The organism is Pseudomonas alkylphenolica, from assembly GCF_016009175.1.
Taxonomy (GTDB): domain Bacteria; phylum Pseudomonadota; class Gammaproteobacteria; order Pseudomonadales; family Pseudomonadaceae; genus Aquipseudomonas; species Aquipseudomonas alkylphenolica_B.
In genome coordinates this window covers 84,490-103,636 of record NZ_JADUCM010000015.1, presented here as the reverse complement: position 1 = coordinate 103,636, position 19,147 = coordinate 84,490, and the positions used below count along the sequence as shown (strand labels likewise).

Genomic DNA, 19,147 nt, shown 5'->3' with positions numbered 1-19,147 from the left:
GAGCCGCCGACGTAGGAGCCGGGCTTGCCGGCGAACCGGGCACCGCGGTGTTCCTGATGCTCCGCGTCATCGTTTTTCGCGGGCAAGCCATGCTCCTACAGAGGTTGTGCGGCGAATAAAAAAGCCCACCGCAAGGGTGGGCTCTGGTCACTCAACGGCTACTCAGCTTTTTGGCGAATCAACCGCCGCCTGCTGCTGTGCCTGACCGGTCTGCTCGTACCAGCCGCCACCGAGGGCCTTGTACAGGTTGACCTCACTCACCAGCTGCGACAGCCGGTCGGTGATCAGCGACTGCTGGCTGTTGAACAGCTGACGCTGGGCATCGAGGAAGGTCAGGTTGCTGTCGACACCAATACGGTAACGACGTTCGGCCAGACGGTAGTAGTCCTGGTTGGCAGACACCAGGTCACGCTGGGCTTGCAACTGCTCGTTGAAGGTCTTGCGCGCCGCGAGGCCATCGGAGACTTCCTGGAAGGCGGTCTGGATGGTTTTCTCGTACTTGGCGACGTTGATGTCCTTCTGGATCTTCGAGTAGTCGAGGCTGGCACGCAGCGCACCGGCGTTGAAGATCGGCAGGTTGATCTGCGGCTGGAACAGCCAGGTACCGGAACCGCCGTTGAACAGCCCGCTCATGTCCGGGCTGATGGTGCCGGCGTTGGCGGTCAGGCTGATGCTCGGGAAGAACGCAGCCCGGGCGGCGCCGATGTTGGCGTTGGCAGCCTTGAGCAGGTGCTCGGCTTCCTGGATGTCCGGACGGCGGTGCAGCACGTCGGACGGCAGGCCCGCCGGCACGTCGGCCAGCAGGTCGCTGTCCAGATCCTTCGCCGCCGGCAGGTCGGCCGGAATGCCGGTGCCGAGCAGCACAGCCAGGCTGTTCTGGTCCTGGGCAACCAGGCGCTGGTACTGGGCCAGCTTGACCCGGGCACCTTCTACCGATGTCCGTGCCTGGCTCAGGTCCAGGGCCGAAGCCACCCCTACTTCATTGCTGCGCAAGGTCAATGCGTAGCTTTGCTCGTAAGTCTTGAGGGTGTCTTCGGTCAGCTTGAGCAGGTCCTGATCGGCCTGCCAGGTGAAGTAGGCGTTGGCCACGCTGGCCACCAGGGCGATCTGGGTCGATCGCCGCGCTTCTTCGCTGGACAGGTAGATTTCCAGTTGCTGCTCGGTGAGGCTGCGCACGCGACCGAACAGGTCGAGTTCGTAGGCGCTCACGCCCAGGGTGGCCGAGTAGGTGCTGGTGATACCGGATTCGCCAGTCTGCGACATATCGGCCGGCATGCGCTGACGGCTGCCGCTACCGGTGGCGCTGACCGCCGGGAACAGATCGGCCCGCTGGATGCGGTACTGCGCCCGGTAGGCATCGATGTTCAGGGCCGCGACCTTCAGGTCGCGGTTGTTGACCAGCGAGGTCTGGATCAGCTGCTGCAGCGCCGGGTCATGGAAAAACTGACGCCAGCCCTGTTCGGCAGCGGCCACTTGCGCCGACTCGGTCGGCGAGTAGGCAGGGCCTTGCGGCCACTGCGCGGCCACCGGCGATTCCGGGGTCTGGTAGTCAGGGATCAGCGAGCAACCGCCCAGCATGAAAGCGGTGATCGCCAGGGACAACAGGGACTTACTCATTGCCCAGCCTCATTGCGTGGAGTGGCAGGTGTGGCGTCTTCTTCTTCGGCTTTTTTGCCGGTGAACATCGACGACACGGTAACGAAGAACAGGGGTACCCAGAAAATCGCGAGGACGGTGGCCGTCAACATGCCGCCGATTACCCCGGTACCGATCGCGTGCTGGCTGCCCGAGCCCGCACCGGTAGAGGTAGCCAACGGTACCACGCCGAGGATGAACGCCAGCGAGGTCATGATGATCGGCCGCAAACGCATCCGGCAGGCTTCGATGGCCGCGTCGACCAGGTTGCGGCCCTGCTCGTGCAGTTCCTTGGCGAACTCGACGATCAGAATCGCGTTCTTCGCCGCCAGGCCGATGGTGGTCAACAGTCCCACCTGGAAGTACACGTCGTTGGACAGGCCGCGAAGGCTGGTGGCCAACAGTGCACCAATGATCCCGAGCGGTACCACGAGCATGACCGCGATCGGAATCGACCAGCTTTCATACAGCGCCGCCAGGCACAGGAACACCATCAGCAGCGACAACGCGTACAGGGCAGGGGCCTGGGAGCCCGACAGGCGCTCCTCGTACGACAGACCGGTCCAGGAGTAACCGATACCCTTGGGCAGTTGCGCGGCGATACGTTCAACTTCGAGCATGGCCTCACCGGTACTGTAGCCAGGGGCCGGGGCACCGAGAATCTCCATGGCTTCTACACCGTTGTAACGCGCAAGCTTCGGTGCACCGTAGATCCACTCGCCTTTGGCGAAGGAGGAGAACGGCACCATCTCGCCGGCGGCGTTGCGCACGTACCACTTCTGCAGGTCTTCGGGGCTCATGCGCGAAGCGGACTCACCCTGGATGTAGACCTTCTTCACCCGACCGCGGTCGATGAAGTCGTTGACGTAGCTGGCACCCAGGGCAATCGACAGGGTGTTGTTGATGTCGGCAATGGTCACGCCCAAGGCACTGGCGCGCTCGTCGTCGACGGTCAGCTGGTATTGCGGTTCATCGTTCAGACCGTTCGGACGCACGGCCGAGAGGATCTTGCTTTGCGCGGCCATGCCGAGGAACTGGTTGCGCGCTTCCATCAGCTTGTCGTGACCCACACCGGAACGGTCTTGCAGGAACACGTCGAAACCGGTGGCGTTACCCAGCTCCAGTACCGCAGGCGGGGCAAAGGCGAACACCATCGCGTCACGGAAGGTGAAGAAGTGTTGCTGGGCACGGGCGGCCAGGTTGAACACGTTGTTCTCGGCGGAACGTTCTTCCCAGGGCTTGAGCATGATGAAGGCCATACCCGAGCTCTGACCGCGACCGGCGAAGTTGAAGCCGTTTACGGTGAACACCGAGGCGACGGTGTCGGCTTCCTTGTCCAGCAGGTAGCTGCGCATCTCGTCGATCACCACCTGGGTCCGCTCGGCACTGGAGCCGGCTGGTGTCTGCACCTGGGCAAACAGTACGCCCTGGTCTTCTTCCGGGAGGAACGCGGTAGGGATGCGGGTGAACAGCCAGATCATGCCGACCACGATCAGCAGGTAGGCCAGCAGGTACGGCGCCTTGTGCCGCAACATGTTGCCGACACCGCGCTCGTAGCTCTGTACGCTGCGATCGAAGTTACGGTTGAACCAGCCGAAGAAGCCGCGTTTGGGAACGTGATGTTCACCCTTGGGAATCGCCTTGAGCATGGTTGCGCACAGGGCAGGGGTGAAGATCAGCGCTACCAGCACCGACAGCGCCATGGCCGAAACGATGGTGATCGAGAACTGCTTGTAGATCACCCCGGTCGAGCCGCTGAAGAATGCCATGGGCAGCAGTACCGCCGAGAGCACCATGGCGATACCCACCAGTGCGCCCTGGATCTGGCCCATGGACTTCTTGGTGGCTTCCTTGGGTGACAGGCCCTCTTCGGCCATTACCCGCTCGACGTTTTCCACCACAACGATGGCATCGTCCACCAATAGACCGATGGCCAGTACCATGCCGAACATGGTCAGGGTGTTGATGCTGAAGCCGGCGGCAGCGAGGATGCCGAAGGTACCGAGCAATACCACGGGCACCGTCATCGTGGTGATGATGGTGGCGCGGAAGTTTTGCAGGAACAGGTACATCACCAGGAACACCAGCACGATCGCTTCGATCAGGGTATGGATTACCCCGCTGATCGATTCGGTCACCACTGGCGTGGTGTCATACGGGAACACCGCCTTCATGCCTTCCGGGAAGAACGGCTCGAGGTCGCTGATGGTCTTGCGCAGTGCCTTGGCGGTATCCAGCGCGTTGGCGCCGGTCGCCAGCTTGACCGCCAGACCCGAGGCCGGTTTGCCGTTGAACTGCGCGCTCACGGCGTAGTTCTCACCACCCAGGCTGACGTTGGCGACATCGCTCAGGCGTACCTGCGAGCCATCGCGGTTGACCTTGAGCAGGATCTTCTCGAACTGCTCGGCGGTCTGCAGACGGGTCTTGCCGATGATGGTGGCGTTCAGCTGAGTCCCTGGCAGGGCCGGCAGGCCGCCGAGCTGGCCAGAGGAAATCTGCACGTTCTGTGCAGCCACTGCAGTGCGCACGTCGACGGGGGTCAGCTGGTACTTGTTGAGCTTGGCCGGGTCGAGCCAGATCCGCATCGCATACTGGGCACCGAACACCTGGAAGTCACCGACACCGGCGGTCCGCGAGATCGGGTCCTGCATGTTGGAGACGATGTAGTTGGCCAGGTCGTCCTTGGTCATGCTGCCGTCTTCAGACACCAGACCGATTACCAGCAGGAAGTTCTTCACCGCCTTGGTAACGCGAATACCCTGTTGCTGTACTTCTTGCGGCAGCAGCGGGGTTGCCAGGTTCAGCTTGTTCTGGACCTGGACCTGAGCGGTATCGGGGTTGGTGCCCTGCTCGAAGGTCGCGGTAATGGTCATGGTGCCGTCGGAGTTACTTTCCGACGAGACATAACGCAGGTTATCGATACCGTTGAGCTGTTGCTCGATCACCTGAACCACCGTGTCCTGTACGGTCTGCGCCGAGGCGCCCGGATAGGTTACGGCGATGGCGATGGCCGGTGGCGCAATGCTCGGGTACTGGTTGATTGGCAACTTGAGGATCGACAACGCGCCGACCAACATGATCACCAAGGCGATCACCCAGGCAAAAATCGGGCGATCGATAAAAAATCTCGACATGGTTTACTCCCCTTTGGCCTCTGCATTCGTTGCATTGGCCTGGGTGGTCTGGGCAGGTTTGACGTTGGTGGCTTCGCTGACCTTCACCTCGACACCCGGTTTGACGTACTGCAGGCCTTCGGTGATCACGCGGTCACCGGCGTTGAGGCCTTCCTGGATCAGCCACTCGCTGCCAACGGTCCGGCTGGCCTTGAGCTGGCGCAGCTCGACCTTGTTTTCCTGGTTGACGACCAGTGCAGTCGGCTGGCCCTTGAGGTCGCGGGTCACGCCTTGTTGCGGCACCAGGATGGCCTGGTCGTTGACGCCGGCCTTCAGGCGCGCGTGGACGAACATGCCCGGCAGCAGGTTGTGTTCGGGGTTGGGGAACACGGCACGCAGGGTGACCGAACCTGTGGTCGGATCAACCGACACTTCGGAGAACTCCAGGCGACCTTCCTGGCGGTAGGTGCTGCCGTCTTCCAGGGTCAGGGTGACCTTGGCGGCGTTGTCACCGACCTTCTGCAACTGGCCGCTTTCCAGTTCACGGCGCAGCTTGAGCAGCTCGGCCGAAGACTGGGTGACGTCGACATAGATCGGGTCCAGTTGCTGGATGACGGCCATGGCGTCGGCCTGGCCATTGTTGACCAGGGCGCCTTCGGTGACTGCGGAACGACCGATACGGCCGCTCAGCGGGGCCAGCACCTTGGTGTAGCGCAGGTCGATCTGGGCACTGCGCAGCGCGGCTTCAGCCTGCAAACGTTTGGCTTGCGCGTCGTCGTATTCCTGGCGGCTTACGGCTTGTTCGGCAACCAGTTGCTTGTAGCGTTCGGACAGCGAACGGGTCGATTGCAGGTTGGCCTGAGCGCTGGTCAGGGTCGCCTCGTACACTGACGGGTCGATCTGGTAGAGCTGCTGGCCTTCCTTGACCTCGGTACCTTCCTTGAACAGACGCTTGAGAATGATGCCGTTGACCTGTGGGCGAACTTCAGCAATGCGATAAGCAGTGGTCCGCCCCGGCAGGTCGGAGGTGAGGGTATAGGCTTGAGTTTTCAGGGTTACGACGCCGACCTGAGGCGCTTGCGCAACGGGCGCAGCCTCTTCCTTTTTACAGCCACTGAGCAGTGTTGCCAGGGCGACGGCGGATACCAGAGCGGTAACAGCTGGCTTGAATTGCATGAAGATCCTCGGGTCGCAAGAGCTGAAGACGCTCAAGAATAGTGGAAAGGGTGTTTAAGAAAAAATTCTGTCGAGTGGATAAATAGCTTGCTAAGGAATATACTTACATTCATGGTTGTTTGTAAATACCTTGCTGACGATGCCCCAGGCCGCTGCAAGCCTTGAATTTCATATGCCGGTCACAATCTGCAAAAGGTTGGCCCGGCCCAGCTCCCGGATGGCCACAGGCACGTCTGGGTCTTGATGAGGTTGTACTGCCATGGTCCGTAGAACCAAAGAGGAAGCCCAGGAAACCCGCGCCCAGATACTTGAGGCAGCAGAAAAGGCCTTCTACAAGCGCGGAGTGGCGCGCACCACGCTCGCCGATATCGCCAAACTGGCCGGGGTTACCCGTGGCGCTATCTATTGGCATTTCAACGACAAGGCCGAGCTGGTCGAAGCGATGCTCGACAGCCTGCATGAGCCTCTCGACGCCCTGGCCCGGGCCAGCGAAAGTGAAGACGAGCTGGATCCGCTCGGCTGCATGCGCAAGCTGCTGGTCCAGTTGATGCACCAGTTGGTGCTTGACCCGAAAACCCGCCGTATCAATGAAATTCTGCATCACAAGTGCGAGTTCACCGATGATATGTGCGAAATTCGCCAGCAACGGCAAACCTCGACAGATGAGTGTCATGCCCATATCGCGTTGTCGCTGGGCAATGCAATCAAGCGCGGGCAATTGCCCGCTGATGTGAATCCGGATCGTGCAGCACTGGCGATATATGCCTACATCGACGGTCTGATTCGACGCTGGCTGCTCTTGCCGGAAAGCTTCGACTTGCTCGGTGATGCCGAGCAATGGGTCGATACCGGGCTGGATATGCTGCGCTTGAGCCCCTCATTGCGCAAATAGGACTTTGTGAAGGTTTGTGATGAAATATGTCCACAACCTTCGGATCCGTCCTACCCATGGCCGCGTAATTGCGCGTCAGGCAACGCCAGTGCGGCTGTCAGTCCGAGCACAGACACCATAGCACTGCCCAGTAATAAATGGCGGAAGGTTGTCAGCAATTGCAGCTGCAGTTGTTCGTCCGGCATGCCCGCCTTGAGGCTGCCGAGCAACGCATCGCCGGCCAGGCTCAGGCCCGTGCCCTGCAGCATTGCCAGCAACATTGCCGACATACAGGCCACGCCCATGGCGCCACCCAGCGATCGGAACAGGTTGCTGGTGCTGGTGGCCACGCCGATATCCTGCGCCTGTACCGCACTTTGCGCCGCCACCAGCGACGTCGGGAACTGCAGGCCCGAGGCAATCCCGGTCAGGATCATGAACAAGCCGCTGAGCCAGGCCGCTTGCGGTGCGGTGAACGCCATGCCAACGATGGCAAACGGCATCAGCAGCGCGCCGCCGAGGATCTGCGGTTTGAAGCGTCCGGTGAAACTGGTCAGGCGGCCCCCGCAGTAAGCACCGATTGGCAAGCCGATGGCCAGCGGCAGAATATGCAGGGCGGTACTGTCTGCGCCGGCGCCGGTGATGCTCTGGTAGCGCAGGGGCATCAACATGGTCAGGGAAATGGCCTGAAAGCTGGTGAAGAACAATGTACACCAGCACAGCGTAGCGACCCGGTTGGAGAATAGCTTGAGGGGTAGCAGGGGTTCGGCGACCTGACGCTCATGGCGCACAAACACCCACAACCCGAGCAGCGCGCACAGCACCAGGACACTGACTTCGGGCGTATGCCACGCGTGTCCCTGGCCGATCAGGGTGATGCTCAGCATCAGGCTGCCCAGACCAAAAATCAGCAGGGCCGCGCCCAGGTAGTCCACCTGGGCCTGGCGCTGTGGCACCACCAACGTGTGCAGCGCGCGGCGGGTTACCCACCAGGCGGTCAACCCCAAGGGCAGGTTCAGCCAGAACACCCAGCGCCACGACAGGTACTCGGTAAGGTAGCCGCCCAACACCGGGCCGAGCACACTGGCCAGGGCGTACATGCTGCTGAAGTAACCCTGGTAGCGACCGCGTTCACGCGGTGGCACGAAGTCGCCAATGATCGCCTGGCTGACCGACACCATGCCGCCGGCGCCAATACCCTGCAGCACCCGGGCGAGGATCAGTTGCTCCATGTTTTGCGCCACGGCGCAGAATAGCGAGGCCAGGGTGAACAGCGCGGTGCCAGTGAGGATCATCCGCCGCCGGCCATACAGGTCACCCAGTTTGCCGTAGATCGGCACGGCCACGGTCATGGCCACCATGTAGCCGGAGATCACCCAGGCCAGCAGGCCGACGTCATTGAACTGCGCGGAAATCGCCGGCATCGACACAGCGACGATCGTCTGGTCGAGGGCACCCAGGAAAATAGCCAGCATCAGCGCCATCAGTACGCTGCGCAGAACCGGTTGAGGTGTGTTGAGTTGGGTCACAGGCCAGCTCGAAAAGGCAGGGTTATCGTGCAGCGCCTGGCTGCACAAGCACGTGCCGACCAGTGTACTCGATAGCTTGCTAAGCGTCTGCCTCGATCAACACGGCGTGCCGATCGACTGCTGGCCTTGCCTTACCTGAGGGCGCTGAGGGTTGCAGTGTGCGGTACACAATGGGCCAGGCTGCAGCTGGCTGCCGAATACGGCTGATGGCGAGCCTGTTCGACCCGGTAAGCGGCGGTGCCATAAAGCCCGAGCACTGCGGCAATGGCGCAGACAACTGCGCATCTTCTGGATTTGAGGCCCATGATGCTCACCTCTTTCAACCAGCACATACGTGCTACTTAAAGCATAGGCCAGTATTGCCCCGACTGCCGGCTTACTGCAGGTCGCGGTCCCATTGCGGCTCGGCGGTGAAACGTTCGGCGAGAAAGTCGAGCATGCTGCGCAGGGTGGCCGGCATGTGTTTGCGCGAGGTGTACACGGCATTGAGGTTGAGCTCCTGGGGCTTGGCCTGTGGCAACAACCGGATCAGTTCACCGCTACGCAAGGCGGCTGCAGCCTGGTAGGTCGGCAGCATGGCGATACCGCTGCCGGCCAGAGCTGCGCGTTGCAGCGTCATGGCTTCATTGGCGCTGATGTTGCCTTGCACCGGCACCGAAACGCTTTCGCCGTTTACCTCGAAGTGCCACAAGTGGCGGCCAAAGTAGGAGTGAGTCAGGCAGTTGTGCCGGGTCAGGTCCTCCACTTGCATCGGTGTCGAATGCTCGCGCAGGTAGGCGGGAGCTGCACACACTACCGAGCGGCAGACGCTGAGGCGGCGGGCAATCAGGTTGGGGTCCAGTTCATTGCTGGTGCGGATGGCCAGGTCGATGCGTTCATCCACCAGGTTCACGGTGCGATCGAGCATTTGCAGGTCGATGGTGACCCCGGGATAGCGTTTGACGTAGGCCGCGACGGCATCCACCAGCTGCGCCTGGCCAAACGAGGTGCTGACGCTGATGCGCAACTCGCCTCGTGGCGCCTCGTCCGGGGCGCGTACAGCCGCTTGCAGGTCGCCGGCCAGTTCCAGCATCTGCCGGCAGCGTGACAGCGTTTCCTGGCCTGCGGCGGTCAGACTCAGACGGCGGGTGGTGCGCTGCATCAGGCGGGCGCCGACCCAGTCTTCCAGCTCGGCGAGGTAACGCGACACCACGGGACGGGACAGGTCCAGATGGTCGGCGGCAGCGGATTGGCTGCCCAGGTCGACCACCGTGACGAACACCCGCATTGCGCTCAGACGATCCATGATTTGCCCGGATTCAGAAACAAACTAGTCCTGATAATCGCATTTTTTGCGACGGATCGCGCAACTAAGCTGTTGCCCATGGTCCCACTTTCAGGAATTGCCTTGATGCGTCGTTCGTTTTCCCTGCGCGGTTTTTTACTGGCGTTGGCCACTCTCGGTGCGCTGGCCCAGGTTCAAGCGGCTGAGCAGCCGTTGCACTTGACTGTCTACAACCCGGGGAGCGAGGCGCTGTTCCCGGTCAGCTCTGTGATTGTCAGCGGCAAGCACGATGCCATTCTGGTAGATGCCCAGTTCGGCAAGGCGCAAGCCGAACAGGTGCTGGCGAAACTGCGCGCCAGCGGCAAACACCTGACCACCATCTATATCAGCCATGGTGATCCGGATTACTACTTCGGCCTGCAGACGCTGACCGAGGCTTTTCCCGACGCCAGGGTGGTTGCCTCGCCCGCTACGGTTGACCATATCAAACAGACGATGGATGCCAAGTTGGCGTACTGGGGCCCACAAATGGGCGCAGACAAACCCGCCAGGCTTGTCGTGCCAGAGGTGTTGGCGGGTAACCGGCTGACGCTGGAGGGCCAGGACCTCGAGGTGATCGGCCTGGATGGCCCGCAGCCAGACCGCAGCGTTGTCTGGATCCCGTCGATCAAGGCGGTGGTCGGTGGCGTGGTGGTGGCGAACAACCTGCACGTATGGATGGCCGATACGCAAACCGCGCAATCGCACCGCGACTGGCTGGCGACCCTTGAGCGTATCGAACAGCTCAAGCCGCGCACGGTAGTGCCCGGTCATTACTTGGGCCAGCCGGGTGAAGCGCTTGAAGCTGTGCGCTTTACTGCCAGTTACATCCGCGCCTTCGACGCCGAAACCGCCAGGGCCGGCAATGCCGACGGGCTGGTTGCGGCCATGAACAAGCGTTACCCGGACCTGGGCGAACAGAGCTCGCTGGAGCTCAGTGCCAAGGTCGCCAAGGGCGAAATGAAGTGGTAACAACTCGTTAATCCTGACAGGAGCGTTTCCATGAGCAAGATTGCAATCATCGGGGCTACCGGACGTGCCGGCAGCCAGTTACTGGAAGAAGCGCTGCGTCGTGGCCACCGCGTCACGGCCATAGCCCGCAACCCGGCAGAATTGCAGGGGCGTGAAGGAGTCACCACGGTGGCGCTGGATGTCACCGATGCCGACGCGCTGGAGCGGGCACTGGTTGGGCACGACCTGGTGCTCAGCGCCGCGCATTTTTCCGGCATCAAGCCGCAGGCGATTATCGAGCCGGTGAAAAAGGCAGGGGTGAAACGCCTGCTGGTCGTCGGCGGGGCGGGCAGCCTGCTGCTGCCATCGGGGCACAAGGTCATCGACAGCCCTGATTTCCCTGAGGCTTACAAGGCCGAGGCCACCGCCGGTGGGCATTACCTGGACACCTTGCGTCAGGAAAAAGAACTGGACTGGACCTTTCTCTCACCCTCTGCCGAGTTTGTCGAAGGCGCGCGCACGGGTCACTACCAGACGGGCAAGGACCACTTGCTGATCGGTGCTGACGGCAAAAGCTTGATCACCTTTGCAGACTACGCCATCGCCATGCTCGACGAAGTGGAAAAGCCTGCACACTCGCGTCAACGCTTTACTGTTGGCTACTGATCGCGCCGGCCCTGCGCCTGCACGCACAACCAGTCGAACAGTTCAAGCAGGGCGGGGCTGTTCGAGCCCTGCGGGCGGACCAGGTAATAGGCCTGGCCCGTCCTGACCTTTAGCGGGAAGGGCGTCACCAGGCGCCCGCTCTTGAGGTCGTCACCGATCAGCGACCAATCACCGATGGCAACGCCGGTGCCCTGGGAAGCCATCGACATCGCCATGTCCAGGGTTTCGAAATGCTGGCCTTTGCTGTGCCGTGGCAGGTTGGCGCCTGCGGCATTGAGCCAGACGTTCCAGTCATGGTGATCGCGGGTTGGGTGCAGCAGCATGTGCTGGTCGAGGTCGGCCAGCCGGGTGATGGGCAGGTCACCAGACACCAGTTGCGGCGCGCATACCGGTGTCAGTTGTTCATCGAACAGCTTGAGGGTGTGCAACCCGTGGTTGGGCGCCGCACCGTACACCACGGCGGCATCGAAGACCTCGCGGCGAAAGTCCACGCCATGGTGCACCGTGGTGGTCAGCTCCACCGGTACGTCCGGGCGCAGTGCCTGCCATTCCATCAAGCGTGGCAACAACCAGCGCATCACACAGGTAGGCGCCTTGAACTGCAGCGTGGTGCTGCGCGCCCCCACATGCTGCACGCCTTCCTCGATCAAGGCGAACACCTGTTGAACCCGCGGCAGCCAGTCCTGACCTTCGCGGGTAAGGCTCAGGCCTCGGGCCTGGCGCAGGAACAGCGCGTACCCCAGGTGCTCCTCGAGCCCGGCAATCTGCCGGCTGACCGCACCTTGGGTGATGTGCAATTGTTGGGCAGCCCGGGTGAAGTTGCAGCACTGGGCCGTGACCAGAAACGTATGCAGGGCGGGCAAGGGGGGCAGGCGTTTCATTATCGTCAAGCCATGATCTGTAGACATGGCTAGTATGCGCTTTTTTGCATTGTGCCGTTAGCGTGGCGGCAGTCCAATAGAGCCTGTTTTCAGCACAACAACAGGCAGGCGAACATGGCAACTTGCGGCGAAGTACTGGTCAAACTCCTTGAAGGCTATGGCGTTGACCATGTCTTCGGAATTCCCGGCGTGCACACCGTCGAGCTTTACCGCGGGTTGGCACAATCGTCTATCCGGCACATTACCCCGCGCCATGAGCAAGGCGCAGGTTTCATGGCTGATGGCTACTCGCGTACCCGTGGCAAACCCGGCGTCTGCTTCATCATCACTGGCCCCGGGATGACCAACATCACCACCGCGATGGGGCAGGCTTACGCCGATTCCATTCCGATGCTGGTGATCTCCAGCGTTCAGTCGCGCAATCAGCTGGGCGGCGGTCGCGGCAAGCTGCATGAGCTGCCGGCACAGGGCAGCCTCGTCGCCGGTGTGGCGGCGTTTTCCCATACCCTGATGAGTGCCGACGACCTGCCGATGGTGCTGGCCCGTGCCTTTGCCGTATTCGACGGCGCCCGTCCACGTCCGGTGCACATCGAGATCCCCCTGGATGTATTGGTTGAAGATGCCGACCACCTGCTCGGCAGTGCGCCGGTGCGCATTGCCCGCGCTGGCGCGGCACCGGCTCCGGTGGCGCAGATGGCCGCCTTGCTGGCCAGCGCTCGCCGCCCACTGATCCTCGCCGGTGGCGGCGCCATCGATGCCAGCGCAGCGCTGACACGCCTGGCTGAATACCTGCAGGCTCCGGTGGCACTGACCATCAATGCCAAAGGCGTGCTGCCATCGAGCCATCCACTGCAGATCGGTTCCACCCAGTCGTTGGTCGCCACCCGTGCACTGGTGGCCGAAGCAGACGTGGTGCTGGCGATCGGTACCGAACTTGCCGAAACCGACTACGACGTGACTTTCAAAGGTGGCTTCGAAATTCCTGGCCGCCTGCTGCGCATCGACATCGACCCGGACCAGACCGTACGCAACTACCCGCCGGAAATCGCCCTGGTGGCCGACGCCACGGTCGCGACGCAGGCCCTGCTGGTGGCCCTGGCCGAACAGCCTGCACCGGTACGCGGCGCTGAGTGGGGCGCCAGCCGTGCGGCACGCCTGCGCGAAACGCTGCTGGCCGATTGGGACCTGCCAATGCACAGCCAGACGCGGATGCTCAAGACCCTGCTCGACACGTTGCCGAACGCCATTCTGGTGGGTGACTCGACCCAACCGGTGTACACCGGCAACCTGACCCTGGACATGGATCAGCCACGCCGCTGGTTCAACGCCTCCACCGGTTACGGCACCCTCGGCTACGCCTTGCCGGCGGCCATGGGCGCCTGGCTCGGCAGTGCCGAGGCCATTGAAGAGCGGGCACCGGTGATCTGCTTGATCGGCGACGGCGGCCTGCAGTTCACTCTGCCGGAACTTGCCAGCGCGACCGAAGCCCAGGTGCCGTTGATTGTCGTGTTGTGGAATAACCAAGGGTACGAGGAAATCAAGAAGTACATGGTCAACCGCGCCATCGAGCCGGTGGGCGTCGACATCCACACCCCGGACTTCATCGGCGTGGCCAAGGCGCTCGGTTGTGCGGCCCTGGAAGTCTGCGATATCGACGGATTGCGCCAGGCGCTGCGCCAGGCCTGCGAGCGCAAGGGTCCGAGCCTGATCGAGATCGACCAGAACCAGTGGCAGCAGGCAGTACCGGCCTAAGCGGCCTTGCGCAATGCTTTACAGTGCGCTGCGCAACCGGGCCAGGTCCCGTGCCGGCGGCGCGCCGTAAAGCCGGCTGTATTCACGGCTGAATTGCGACGGGCTCTCGTAACCCACCCGGTAGCCGGCCACGGCTGCCTCCAGGCCATCGTTGAGCATCAGCCGCCGCGCTTCCTGCAGGCGCAATTGCTTTTGATACTGCAGCGGGCTCATCGAGGTCACCGCCTTGAAGCGATGGTGCAGGGTGGAACTGCTCAGGTTCACTTCGCGGGCCAGATCCTCGATGCGCAGCGGGCGATGAAAGTGCTGATTGAGCCAGGTGATCGCCTGGCAGACCCGATGGGTCTGGCTGCTCGACATGGCAATTTCATACAGGCGGTAGCCCTGCGGCCCGCGTAGCAAGCGGTACATGATTTCCCTGCGGATCAACGGCGCCAGGACGGCGATGTCCTTGGGCGTATCCAGCAAGCGGATCAAGCGCAACAAGGCGTCGAGCAGCAATGGATCGGTACGTTCGACATACAGCCCACGCCCCGATGGCAGCGCAGGAACCCCCATCGGACCGGCTTCGGCAAGCAGGCTGTTGATCTGCGCCGGGTCGATGTTGAGGCGCACGCCGAGGCTCGGGTTCTCCGGGCTGGCTTCGAGCAGCACGCCGCTGAGCGGCAGCGCCACCGACAACACCATGTAGTGCAACGGGTCGTAGGCGTAGCGTTCATCGCCCAGACTGATTTCCTTGCTGCCATGGGCCATGATGCACAACGCTGGTTGTGCCAGGGTAGGCACCGACCGCACGCTTTCTTCGTAACGCACCAGGTACAGGTTCGCGATGGCCGATTCTGCCGTCGTGGTTCCCGGTGCATGGCGACGCACCAGGTCGGCCAGCTCCTGACGTTGCTGTTCCAGGGTCGGGTCGAGAACCTGGCGTTCAGGGTCGAGCGTAGACATCACGAGTACTTCCAGAAAGGGACTGAAGCAGCATAGGTTTGTGCAAGCTGCAGCGCTAGCCAAATGCTGTCGAGCGCTTGCCTGATCCTGCCGCGCGCAGGATCAGGCAAGCGTGTGACAGGAATGGCCTAACGGCGCGTGCGAGGTGTCGCCTAACCTTGGCAGCCTGGTACTACGATCTGGCTGCTCTAGGAGAAATGCGCATGACCTCGTCTCACTCGGTCACTCACCTTGCTTTTATCCGGGCCAGTAGCGGTCGCTCCGTGGAACTGGGCCAACGCTTGCGCCAGTTGCTCGAACCGTCGCGGCAAGCACCGGGCTGCCTGCAGTTCAACCTGCAACAGTCCCAGGCCGACGCCGACCTGTGGTTGCTCAGTGGTTTCTGGTGCGACCAGCAAGCGATGAGCGGTTACTTTGCCTCACCGACCCTGGACCTGTTTGGCGAGCTGGTTCAGGCCCAGGTGGTCGCCAGTCTCGATCTGCATACGTTCGGCGAGCCCACGGCGAGTTAGAATGACGGTTTTCGACAACCGATGTGGATTTGCAGCACATGGCACGTAAAGAGTTTTCGCAGTTTGAAGCGGTATCGGCAGCCGTACGCGGGGAAGAGGGTTACAACGCGGCAATCGCGGTGAAAGGCCTGGGTGCCACCGGCGCGCCGCGTTTTCACAAGGTACTTGAAGGGCAGACGTTCAAGACTGCCCTGGCTGCTGACGAAGCGGCCTGCGCTGAACTGGAGCGCCTGCAGGGCGTCAGTGACGACGCCGAGCTGGTCTGGTAACTCAGCTGTTGACCTGCGGGCGGGCCATTTTGAACAGGTTGCCCAGCTCGAAATAGTCCGCAGGGCCCCCCCCGCGCAGAATCGGTTGCGCGGCTGCGGTGTCATAGATGCCGTCTTTGAGCAGGTGCTCGGCAATGTGCACCGCCACCACTTCACCCAGAATCAACCAGCTAGGTACCGGCACCTGGTCGGCGCGCTGCAACTGGATAATCTGGGTCACCTTGCATTCGAATGACACCGGGCTTTCCTGCACCCGTGGCACTGCGATAACCCTGGACGCTACCGGCGTCAGGCCGCTCAACGCGAACTCGTCGACGTCGGCCGGCACGGCTGCGCAGCTCTGGTTCATGGCGTTGGCCAGGGGCAGGGTGGCCAGGTTCCAGGCGAATTCGCCGGTTTTCTCGATGTTGTTCAGGCTGTCTTTGCGCCCGACGCTGGAGAAACCGATGATCGGTGGAATGTAGTTGAAGGCGTTGAAGAAACTGTAGGGCGCGAGGTTCAAGCGACCTTCGTCATCCTGGGTGGAGATCCAGCCAATAGGGCGCGGGCCGACGATTGCATTGAAGGGATCGTGGGGCAGGCCGTGGCCTTTGCCGGGTTCGTAGTAATACATCTGCCTTGAAGCCTTACCGATGAGTAAGTGCCTAGTGTGCCAAGGCTTTGCCCGGCTGAAAACGATTAAGCCCGGCCGAGGCCGGGCTGAGTGCCGCGCATCAGTGCTCAGCTGATGCGGTGGGCCTGGGTACGATCGAAACCGTCTTCGGCGAATTTGGCACCGCCGGTGCGATCGAAGCCGTCTTCGGCGAATTTGGCGCCGCCAGTGCGATCGAAACCGTCTTCGGCGAATTTGGCGCCGCCGGTGCGGTCGAAGCCGTCTTCGGCGAATTTGGCGCCGCCAGTGCGATCAAAACCGTCTTCTGCAAAGGTTGCCGACTGGGTCTGGAGGGCGCTGAAACTGTGGGCGTTGGTGCGATCGAAGCCGTCTTCAGCAAAAGCGTTGGCAGCCAGTACCGAGAAGGCGAGGGTCAGGATCAGTTTGCTTTTCATGGTCGTTGCTCCGGGGTGGTGTGGGGTTGTTTCTTTCTATGGGTTCAATGCTACGCCGATTAATTTGATTAAAAAGAGCAAAAAATGGCGCATATAAATCGATTAATTAGATGTATTTGGCGACGAGAATTACTGTTTCACGGGTCACGCCGTTGATTCAGGTAAGTGGTTTGTCAGTAGTCAAAGACTAAGGCGCGAGGATTAATGAGGCGTTAAGCGAATAATTCTCGAGGCCAACGCTTTTTTCATTAGTCCACTACCGTTTTTTCATCAGCCGCTCAGCAGTCTGTGCCGCACCTGACTATGGAGCGGCACTGCATGAACAAACTTCCCCAGATCACACTGGCCTTCTGGGTCATGAAAATCTGCGCAACCACTTTGGGCGAGACGGCGGGCGACCTGCTGTCGATGACACTGAACGTGGGCTATGCCCTGAGTTCGGTGCTGCTGATCAGCGTGTTTCTGGTCACCCTGGTGACCCAGTTGTTGTCGAGGACCTATCACCCGGTGCTCTATTGGCTGGTGATCCTTTCGACCAGTACGGCGGGCACCACCATGTCCGATTTCATGGACCGTACCCTCGGCCTGGGTTACGCCACCGGCTCGGCAATTCTGATCGGTATCCTGATGCTGACCTTTGCCTTGTGGCGCCTGAGTGGCAACCCGCTGGACGTGAATCGCATCACCTCGCGCAAGGGGGAGTTGTTCTACTGGGTCGCCATCCTGTTCTCCAACACCTTGGGCACGGCATTGGGCGACTACCTGGCGGATGACTCCGGGTTGGGCTTTGCCGGCGGTGCGCTGTTGATCGGTTCGGCTATCGCGCTGGTGGTGGTGGCACGCTACTGGACGCGGATATCGACCGTTGTGCTGTTCTGGATTGCGTTCGTGCTGACCCGCCCCTTTGGCGCGACCCTGGGCGACTTCCTGACCAAACCGCATGAGAAGGGTGGCCTGGACTTTGGCACCGTGGGCTCGTCCGCGGTACTCGGCGCCGTGCTGCTGGTGCTGATTGGCATGGCTTACTACTACAACAACCGCAATCAGCGCCAGACGGTCTCTGAACTGTCCTGATTCGCCGGCATGAAAAAAGGGGGCCTCCAGTGTTGGAGGCCCCCTTTTTTATCAACCCGCAGAGTTGATCAGTCGGTGGTAATGCGCGAATGCGTGCGGGTGTCTTTCATGAACACGTACACCAGCAACGAGCAGGCAATACAGGCGGTCACGTACCAGTAGTAACCGGTTTCCATGCCGATGCTCTTGAACCACAGGGCCACGTATTCAGCGGTACCGCCGAAGATCGACACAGTCAGCGCGTACGGCAGGCCGACGCCCAGGGCGCGGATTTCGGTGGGGAACAGTTCGGCTTTGACCACGGCGTTGATCGAGGTGTAGCCGCTGACGATGATCAGCGCCGCCATGATCAGGAAGAACGCGCCCCACCAGGTCTGGATGGTGTGCAGGGTGGTCAGGATCGGCACGGTGCAGAGGGTGCCCAGCACACCGAAGGCGATCAGGATCGGGCGCCGGCCGATCTTGTCGGAGAGGCTGCCGATCACCGGTTGCAGGCACATGAACAGGAACAGCGTCGCCGCCGAAATGGTGGTCGAGTCGCTGATGCTCATGCCGACCGTGTTCACCAGGTACTTCTGCATGTAGGTGGTGTAGGTGTAGAAGGCCAGGGTGCCGCCCATGGTCAGGCCGACCACGGTTGCCAGTTCCTTGGGATGGCGCATCAGGGTGCGCATCAGGCTTTCCTTGGACTTTTCCTTTTTGGTGAACGAAGCGGTTTCTTCCATGCCACGACGCAGGTACAGGGCCACGACCGCGCACAGGGCGCCGATCACGAACGGTACGCGCCAGCCCCACGAGTACAGCTGCTCGGTGGTCAGGGTTTGCTGGAGGATAATCAGCACCGCCAGGGCAATGAGCTGGCCAGAGATCAGTGTCACGTACTGGAAGCTGGAGAAGAAGCCGCGACGCTCCTTGGTGGCCATTTCGCTGAGGTAGGTGGCCGAGGTGCCATATTCGCCACCGACGGACAGGCCCTGCATCAAACGGGCAATCACCAACAGGACGGGAGCGGCAACACCGATGGTCTCGTAGCCTGGCGTCAGGGCGATGACCAGCGAGCCTGCGCACATCAGCAGAACCGAGGCCATCAGCGCGGCTTTGCGGCCTTTGCGGTCGGCATACAGGCCCATCAGCCAGCCACCGATCGGGCGCATCAGAAAGCCCACGGCAAAGATTGCGGCGGTGTTCAACAGTTGTGCGGTGGTGTCGCCGGCAGGAAAGAAGGCTTTGGCGAAGTACAGGGAAAATGCGGCGTAAACGTACCAGTCGTACCATTCGACCATGTTGCCGATCGAACCGCTGAAAATCGACTTGAGCCGGCTTCGGGTGGTTTTTTCCGCGGCGGGCGCAATGGCCGCCCCGGCGGGCAGGGTGCTGGAGTTATCCATCGAAGGGACCTTCATAGTTGTTTTTGTGGAGC

17 protein-coding genes are annotated in these 19,147 nt (G+C 61.6%); 7 read left to right on the top strand and 10 right to left on the bottom strand.

The genetic code is table 11. From position 1 onward, the window contains the following. Positions 1 to 162: 162 nt before the first annotated feature. Genes I5S59_RS14865 through I5S59_RS14855 form a run of 3 tightly spaced genes read right to left on the bottom strand, consistent with a single transcriptional unit; the run spans position 163 to position 5,924 of the window. Positions 163 to 1,617 (bottom strand): AdeC/AdeK/OprM family multidrug efflux complex outer membrane factor, encoded by a 1,455-nt coding sequence (locus I5S59_RS14865; protein ID WP_197877296.1) that lies wholly within the window; start codon positions 1,615 to 1,617, stop codon positions 163 to 165. Next, positions 1,614 to 4,769 carry an efflux RND transporter permease subunit gene (locus I5S59_RS14860; RefSeq protein WP_197877295.1) on the bottom strand — a complete coding sequence of 1,052 codons (3,156 nt, stop codon included), beginning with the start codon at positions 4,767 to 4,769 and terminating at the stop codon, positions 1,614 to 1,616. Before I5S59_RS14860 ends, I5S59_RS14865 begins: the two co-directional genes overlap by 4 nt. A gap of 3 nt (positions 4,770 to 4,772) precedes the next feature. Further along, positions 4,773 to 5,924, bottom strand: coding sequence for an efflux RND transporter periplasmic adaptor subunit (locus tag I5S59_RS14855; protein WP_197877294.1), 1,152 nt, complete (start codon positions 5,922 to 5,924; stop codon positions 4,773 to 4,775). 259 nt (positions 5,925 to 6,183) lie between these two features. Here I5S59_RS14855 and I5S59_RS14850 point away from each other — a divergent pair, with 259 nt between their 5' ends. Further along, positions 6,184 to 6,816 (top strand): TetR family transcriptional regulator, encoded by a 633-nt coding sequence (locus I5S59_RS14850; protein ID WP_197877293.1) that lies wholly within the window; start codon positions 6,184 to 6,186, stop codon positions 6,814 to 6,816. A 50-nt stretch (positions 6,817 to 6,866) separates the two neighbouring features. Here I5S59_RS14850 and I5S59_RS14845 read toward each other — a convergent pair whose 3' ends face one another. Together I5S59_RS14845 and I5S59_RS14840 are read right to left on the bottom strand one after the other, a co-directional pair. Then, positions 6,867 to 8,279, bottom strand: a complete 1,413-nt coding sequence (locus I5S59_RS14845; RefSeq protein ID WP_269670208.1) for an MDR family MFS transporter — start codon at positions 8,277 to 8,279, stop codon at positions 6,867 to 6,869. A gap of 421 nt (positions 8,280 to 8,700) precedes the next feature. After that, complete coding sequence (locus tag I5S59_RS14840; protein WP_197877292.1) at positions 8,701 to 9,609, bottom strand: LysR family transcriptional regulator; 909 nt, start codon at positions 9,607 to 9,609, stop codon at positions 8,701 to 8,703. 105 nt (positions 9,610 to 9,714) lie between these two features. Here I5S59_RS14840 and I5S59_RS14835 point away from each other — a divergent pair, with 105 nt between their 5' ends. Beyond that, the gene (locus I5S59_RS14835) at positions 9,715 to 10,599 is read left to right on the top strand and encodes an MBL fold metallo-hydrolase (RefSeq protein ID WP_197877291.1); all 885 of its coding nucleotides are present in this window, start codon (positions 9,715 to 9,717) and stop codon (positions 10,597 to 10,599) included. Positions 10,600 to 10,629: 30 nt separating this feature from the next. Next, the gene (locus I5S59_RS14830) at positions 10,630 to 11,244 is read left to right on the top strand and encodes an NAD(P)-dependent oxidoreductase (RefSeq protein WP_197877290.1); all 615 of its coding nucleotides are present in this window, start codon (positions 10,630 to 10,632) and stop codon (positions 11,242 to 11,244) included. Here I5S59_RS14830 and I5S59_RS14825 read toward each other — a convergent pair. Beyond that, positions 11,238 to 12,125 carry a LysR substrate-binding domain-containing protein gene (locus I5S59_RS14825; RefSeq protein WP_197877289.1) on the bottom strand — a complete coding sequence of 296 codons (888 nt, stop codon included), beginning with the start codon at positions 12,123 to 12,125 and terminating at the stop codon, positions 11,238 to 11,240. The two genes, I5S59_RS14830 and I5S59_RS14825, sit on opposite strands and share 7 nt — an antisense overlap. Before the next feature lie 114 nt (positions 12,126 to 12,239). Between I5S59_RS14825 and I5S59_RS14820 the strand changes: the two genes are divergently transcribed. After that, positions 12,240 to 13,877, top strand: a complete 1,638-nt coding sequence (locus I5S59_RS14820; RefSeq protein ID WP_197877288.1) for a 5-guanidino-2-oxopentanoate decarboxylase — start codon at positions 12,240 to 12,242, stop codon at positions 13,875 to 13,877. Between the two features lie 18 nt (positions 13,878 to 13,895). Here the strand turns inward: I5S59_RS14820 and I5S59_RS14815 are convergent, their stop codons facing one another. Next, entirely contained in the window at positions 13,896 to 14,825 is a 930-nt protein-coding gene (locus I5S59_RS14815) for an AraC family transcriptional regulator (RefSeq protein ID WP_128323995.1), read from the bottom strand. Positions 14,826 to 15,028: 203 nt separating this feature from the next. On the opposite strand from I5S59_RS14815, the gene I5S59_RS14810 reads away from it, so the two are divergent. Further along, positions 15,029 to 15,337, top strand: coding sequence for an antibiotic biosynthesis monooxygenase family protein (locus I5S59_RS14810; protein WP_128323996.1), 309 nt, complete (start codon positions 15,029 to 15,031; stop codon positions 15,335 to 15,337). Positions 15,338 to 15,375: 38 nt separating this feature from the next. Next, on the top strand, positions 15,376 to 15,606 hold the full coding sequence (locus I5S59_RS14805) for a hypothetical protein (protein WP_128323997.1): 231 nt from the start codon (positions 15,376 to 15,378) through the stop codon (positions 15,604 to 15,606). A 1-nt stretch (position 15,607) separates the two neighbouring features. Here the strand turns inward: I5S59_RS14805 and I5S59_RS14800 are convergent, their stop codons facing one another. Next, entirely contained in the window at positions 15,608 to 16,219 is a 612-nt protein-coding gene (locus tag I5S59_RS14800) for a flavin reductase family protein (protein WP_197877287.1), read from the bottom strand. Between the two features lie 107 nt (positions 16,220 to 16,326). Continuing rightward, entirely contained in the window at positions 16,327 to 16,653 is a 327-nt protein-coding gene (locus tag I5S59_RS14795; protein WP_197877286.1) for a hypothetical protein, read from the bottom strand. Positions 16,654 to 16,971: 318 nt separating this feature from the next. Between I5S59_RS14795 and I5S59_RS14790 the strand changes: the two genes are divergently transcribed. Continuing rightward, positions 16,972 to 17,727: a hypothetical protein gene (locus tag I5S59_RS14790; RefSeq protein WP_197877285.1), complete on the top strand. Its 756-nt coding sequence runs from the start codon at positions 16,972 to 16,974 to the stop codon at positions 17,725 to 17,727. 68 nt (positions 17,728 to 17,795) lie between these two features. Here I5S59_RS14790 and I5S59_RS14785 read toward each other — a convergent pair whose 3' ends face one another. Beyond that, positions 17,796 to 19,115 carry an MFS transporter gene (locus tag I5S59_RS14785; RefSeq protein WP_197877284.1) on the bottom strand — a complete coding sequence of 440 codons (1,320 nt, stop codon included), beginning with the start codon at positions 19,113 to 19,115 and terminating at the stop codon, positions 17,796 to 17,798. Positions 19,116 to 19,147: the final 32 nt, after the last annotated feature.

Excerpts from the sequence above, each read along its gene's own strand:
- I5S59_RS14865 (WP_197877296.1), bottom strand. The coding sequence starts at position 1,617 with ATGAGTAAGTCCCTGTTGTCCCTGGCGATCACCGCTTTCATGCTGGGC.
- I5S59_RS14860 (WP_197877295.1), bottom strand. The coding sequence starts at position 4,769 with ATGTCGAGATTTTTTATCGATCGCCCGATTTTTGCCTGGGTGATCGCC.
- I5S59_RS14855 (WP_197877294.1), bottom strand. The coding sequence starts at position 5,924 with ATGCAATTCAAGCCAGCTGTTACCGCTCTGGTATCCGCCGTCGCCCTG.
- I5S59_RS14850 (WP_197877293.1), top strand. The coding sequence starts at position 6,184 with ATGGTCCGTAGAACCAAAGAGGAAGCCCAGGAAACCCGCGCCCAGATA.
- I5S59_RS14845 (WP_269670208.1), bottom strand. The coding sequence starts at position 8,279 with ATGGCGCTGATGCTGGCTATTTTCCTGGGTGCCCTCGACCAGACGATC.
- I5S59_RS14840 (WP_197877292.1), bottom strand. The coding sequence starts at position 9,609 with ATGGATCGTCTGAGCGCAATGCGGGTGTTCGTCACGGTGGTCGACCTG.
- I5S59_RS14835 (WP_197877291.1), top strand. The coding sequence starts at position 9,715 with ATGCGTCGTTCGTTTTCCCTGCGCGGTTTTTTACTGGCGTTGGCCACT.
- I5S59_RS14830 (WP_197877290.1), top strand. The coding sequence starts at position 10,630 with ATGAGCAAGATTGCAATCATCGGGGCTACCGGACGTGCCGGCAGCCAG.
- I5S59_RS14825 (WP_197877289.1), bottom strand. The coding sequence starts at position 12,125 with ATGAAACGCCTGCCCCCCTTGCCCGCCCTGCATACGTTTCTGGTCACG.
- I5S59_RS14820 (WP_197877288.1), top strand. The coding sequence starts at position 12,240 with ATGGCAACTTGCGGCGAAGTACTGGTCAAACTCCTTGAAGGCTATGGC.
- I5S59_RS14815 (WP_128323995.1), bottom strand. The coding sequence starts at position 14,825 with ATGTCTACGCTCGACCCTGAACGCCAGGTTCTCGACCCGACCCTGGAA.
- I5S59_RS14810 (WP_128323996.1), top strand. The coding sequence starts at position 15,029 with ATGACCTCGTCTCACTCGGTCACTCACCTTGCTTTTATCCGGGCCAGT.
- I5S59_RS14805 (WP_128323997.1), top strand. The coding sequence starts at position 15,376 with ATGGCACGTAAAGAGTTTTCGCAGTTTGAAGCGGTATCGGCAGCCGTA.
- I5S59_RS14800 (WP_197877287.1), bottom strand. The coding sequence starts at position 16,219 with ATGTATTACTACGAACCCGGCAAAGGCCACGGCCTGCCCCACGATCCC.
- I5S59_RS14795 (WP_197877286.1), bottom strand. The coding sequence starts at position 16,653 with ATGAAAAGCAAACTGATCCTGACCCTCGCCTTCTCGGTACTGGCTGCC.
- I5S59_RS14790 (WP_197877285.1), top strand. The coding sequence starts at position 16,972 with ATGAACAAACTTCCCCAGATCACACTGGCCTTCTGGGTCATGAAAATC.
- I5S59_RS14785 (WP_197877284.1), bottom strand. The coding sequence starts at position 19,115 with ATGGATAACTCCAGCACCCTGCCCGCCGGGGCGGCCATTGCGCCCGCC.